This window comes from Lactobacillus sp. UBA5813, assembly GCF_002417895.1.
In the GTDB taxonomy this organism is placed as follows: Bacteria; Bacillota; Bacilli; order Lactobacillales; family Lactobacillaceae; genus Lactobacillus; species Lactobacillus amylolyticus.
Map to the genome: position 1 here is coordinate 1 of NZ_DICZ01000041.1, position 3,422 is coordinate 3,422.

At 32.8% G+C, this 3,422-nt stretch carries 4 protein-coding genes; 1 reads left to right on the plus strand and 3 read right to left on the minus strand.

Going from position 1 to position 3,422, the window contains the following annotated elements; translation table 11 throughout:
• Positions 1 to 306 precede the first annotated feature (306 nt).
• The gene (locus tag B2008_RS07275) at positions 307 to 672 is read left to right on the plus strand and encodes a helix-turn-helix domain-containing protein (RefSeq protein WP_281828176.1); all 366 of its coding nucleotides are present in this window, start codon (positions 307 to 309) and stop codon (positions 670 to 672) included.
• Positions 673 to 734: 62 nt separating this feature from the next.
• Here B2008_RS07275 and B2008_RS07280 read toward each other — a convergent pair whose 3' ends face one another.
• The 3 genes from B2008_RS07280 to B2008_RS07290 all read right to left on the minus strand — a co-directional run bounded on the left by B2008_RS07280 (position 735) and on the right by B2008_RS07290 (position 3,309).
• Positions 735 to 1,319 carry a peptidylprolyl isomerase gene (locus B2008_RS07280; RefSeq protein WP_281828178.1) on the minus strand — a complete coding sequence of 195 codons (585 nt, stop codon included), beginning with the start codon at positions 1,317 to 1,319 and terminating at the stop codon, positions 735 to 737.
• 79 nt (positions 1,320 to 1,398) lie between these two features.
• Positions 1,399 to 2,334: a manganese-dependent inorganic pyrophosphatase gene (locus B2008_RS07285; RefSeq protein ID WP_080881407.1), complete on the minus strand. Its 936-nt coding sequence runs from the start codon at positions 2,332 to 2,334 to the stop codon at positions 1,399 to 1,401.
• Between the two features lie 27 nt (positions 2,335 to 2,361).
• Entirely contained in the window at positions 2,362 to 3,309 is a 948-nt protein-coding gene (locus tag B2008_RS07290) for a LysR family transcriptional regulator (RefSeq protein WP_281828180.1), read from the minus strand.
• Between the last annotated feature and the right edge of the window lie 113 nt (positions 3,310 to 3,422).

Here is a 3,422-nt window from a genome sequence, read left to right on the forward strand (position 1 = left end):
ATATTATGTTTCTATGTTACTTGTAGTAAATATTATACAAATTTCTTGTTTTTTGTATAATATTTTGGGGATTTATCAATTTATTTACTGAAATTCTTAAAGAATTCATATTTTATTCAAATTATTGTTTTATCATAATTTAATGAGATGATGTTTTTATAAGAATTTTTCAAGTATTTATTGTTAATATTGTTAATATAGTGTAATTTAATAATATTAAAATAATCTATTTCATTTTATTACTTTTTTTATAGTCTATAGCTAATAGCTATAGTTTTATAAGTAATTGAAAGGGTCGAGTGCTTCATGAGTATTAATCTAGGGAATGAAATTTCACGTCGTAGACGCGATCAAAAATTGACTCAAGAAGATTTAGCCGAGTTAAGTTGTCTCTCTGTCAACTTTATTTCTCGTTTGGAAAGAACAAGAAATCAAAATATCAGTATTCAAAAGTTAGATTCTATTGCATGTGCATTGAACACTACTACACCTGATATTATTAATAATGCTTATCGTTTTAAAAAGGTAAAGGCGGATGAAAACCAAGATAACACTCCTGCTTTTATCCAAAAAGTCACTAATGAATTGCGTAAGTTGCCAAAGAATCAGGCTGAACATGTCAGCAAATCTTTCATTGGTTTACTAAAGGAAATCAACAGTAGTAACAACTAATAAAAATACACGCTTCTGAATTGAAATTTTTAACTCGTTTCAATTCATGAGCGTGCTTTTTTTTATTCATTAATATTAATACTATTAATTACCACTGCTTCAAGTGGTTTGTCAGCTTTATCTTTTTTCACTTTGGCAATTTTATCAACAACATCCATCCCATCAATTACTTGACCAAAAACAGTATGTCTTCCATCTAGCCAAGGGGTACCACCCTGTTTATAAGCATGAATTATTTCTTTAGGATAGCCAGCTGGTTCCATTTCGCGAATATACCGCTTAGGCATGTTTTTATTTTGAACAATAAAGAATTGACTTCCGTTTGTATTTGGACCTGAATTAGCCATTGAAAGTGCTCCGCGTAAATTGAATAGTTGATCAGTAAACTCATCTTCGAACGGATGACCCCAGATGCTTTCACCGCCTGTACCATTTCCTTCTGGATCACCACCCTGAATCATAAAGTCACTAATTACTCGATGAAAAGTAGTTCCATCATAATAGCCCTTTTTAGCTAAACGAGTGAAATTTTCAACAGTCATTGGTGCTAATTTATCGAATAATTGAACTGTAATTTGACCATGCTTGGTATCTATTGTAGCTTTTGGCCCTTTGTAATTCTTTAAATCAAGTTGAGGATATGTCATTTTCTTTTTCCTTTGCTTTTAACAAAAAATGGTCAAGTTTTTCAACTCGGCCATTTTTATTTTCTCTTTAATAATGAAATTAGCCTTCAAAAGCTTTTGTTAATGGTGGTACAACTTGCTTCTTACGAGAAACAACGCCTGGTAATTTAACCTCTGAATCACTTAACTTCTTACCAAATGCTTTTTCAAACAAAGCCTTAGTTTCATCAGAACCTACAACCAAAGCTTCTGAATCTGAATCAAGAATGTTAGTAATCAAAAGCATGAACATATCATAATTGTTATCGCTAGCTGATGCACTCATAGCTTTTAAAAATGCTTCTTTACGTTCCAAAGCTTCTGGCAAATCAACAACATTAATTTGAGCAATACGAACGTTCTTGCCATTTAAGCTGAAACTCTTAGCATCTAAATCAATCAATTCCTCTTCTGATTTATCAGAAATATTAGTACCAGCTTTAAGCATGGCCAAACCATATTCTTGATAATCCACGCCAGCGATTTTAGCCAAGGCTTCAACTGCCTTCTTGTCATAATCGGTTGTAGTTGGTGACTTCAAAAGCAAAGTATCTGAAATAATTGCTGAAAGCATCAATCCCGCTAATTTTTCAGGAATTTCAATACCCTTTTCATTGAACATCTTCCAAACAATAGTTGAAGTACAACCCATTGGTTCTGCACGGTAGTATAAAGGATCAGCCGTGTTGAAGTTCATAATTCTGTGGTGATCAACAACATGAGTAACCTTAACTTTATCAATGTCAGAAACACTTTGTTGAGGCTCGTTGTGGTCAACAAGCATAACTGCTTTAACTTCATCTGCAGCCTTAGTAATAACACGTGGTGCTTTAAAACCAAATTTCTTTAAAGCATAAGCAGTTTCATCATTAGGCTCACCTAAAGCAACAGCTTCAGTATTGTAACCCAATTTATTTTGTAAATATGAAAATGCAATTGCAGTGCCAATTGCATCAGTATCTGGATTTTGGTGACCAAAAACTAATTCTTTTTCCATTAAAAATTCCTCTCTTTTTTCTAGCGTCTACTCTAGTCTACTAGAATAATCCTTTTTATCCAAGAATTTCTTCCATTCTTCTAACAAGTTTTTTATTCTTGGAATTTCTACCTTTCCTTTGCGATATACCATCGCAATCTCAAAATCCTTATCATCTTTCACATAAACCGGAGTAAGATTAATATCTTTCTTATGTGCTAAATAATATGATTTGCTAATGTAAGTATCATACTCGGTAGTTTGTGCGGTTTCAATCAAGTACTTTGCCTTTGAAAAAGTCAAAGAAACAATCGGCTTGTTCCTATTGCCGAAATAGTCTTTCATTAATTGCGTTAAGTAAGAACCTTCAGGGTAAGAAACCCATTTTCTTCTAGTAAATCTAGAAATTGGATATGCTTGCTTAGCTTCGACTGTATCTTTATGCGTCAAAATCATTAAACGATCTTTGAACAATTCCATATGATCATATTGATGCTGCAAATTGATTTCGTCCCGCTTAGTATTATCCGGCAAGTACATGATCGCCAAATCGATCGTGTTGTTATCCAGTCTGCGCCATAATTCTTGACGATTATAAGTAAGAATATTCAATTGGATTCTTGGATAATTTTTATTAAATTCAACAACAAATTGTCTGAAAATTTCAGTATCAATTGTATCTAAGACACCCACTGAAATACTGCCTTTATCAGCTTGAGTAAATTCTTGAATATCATCGACTACAGAATTTATTGTATCTAGTAATTCAACTGCGGCTGACTGCATTTCCTTACCAGCTTCAGTAAGGTAAAGCTTCTTCCCCATTTGTCCAAATAAAGGCGCACCAATTGCATGCTCTAACTTTTTAATTTGTTGAGTCAATGCTGGCTGTGTAATACCAAGTATTTGTGCAGCTTGGGTATAGTTCATTGTATCAATTAATTGTAAAAAATATCGAAGTGACTTTGCTGAAAATATTGTATCTGTTTTTGGCATTTTGATTAGCTTCCTTCTTGATAAAACAATAATCTTTACCGTATACCTAGATACATTGTCTACCCAAAAATACGGAGTGTCAAAACATTTGTGGCTCTATAATTTTTCCTGTT

What these genes read in the sequence shown, in the direction of transcription:
- B2008_RS07275 (WP_281828176.1), top strand. Translation starts at nt 307, where the DNA reads ATGAGTATTAATCTAGGGAATGAAATTTCACGTCGTAGACGCGATCAA.
- B2008_RS07290 (WP_281828180.1), bottom strand. Translation starts at nt 3,309, where the DNA reads ATGCCAAAAACAGATACAATATTTTCAGCAAAGTCACTTCGATATTTT.
- B2008_RS07280 (WP_281828178.1), bottom strand. Translation starts at nt 1,319, where the DNA reads ATGACATATCCTCAACTTGATTTAAAGAATTACAAAGGGCCAAAAGCT.
- B2008_RS07285 (WP_080881407.1), bottom strand. Translation starts at nt 2,334, where the DNA reads ATGGAAAAAGAATTAGTTTTTGGTCACCAAAATCCAGATACTGATGCA.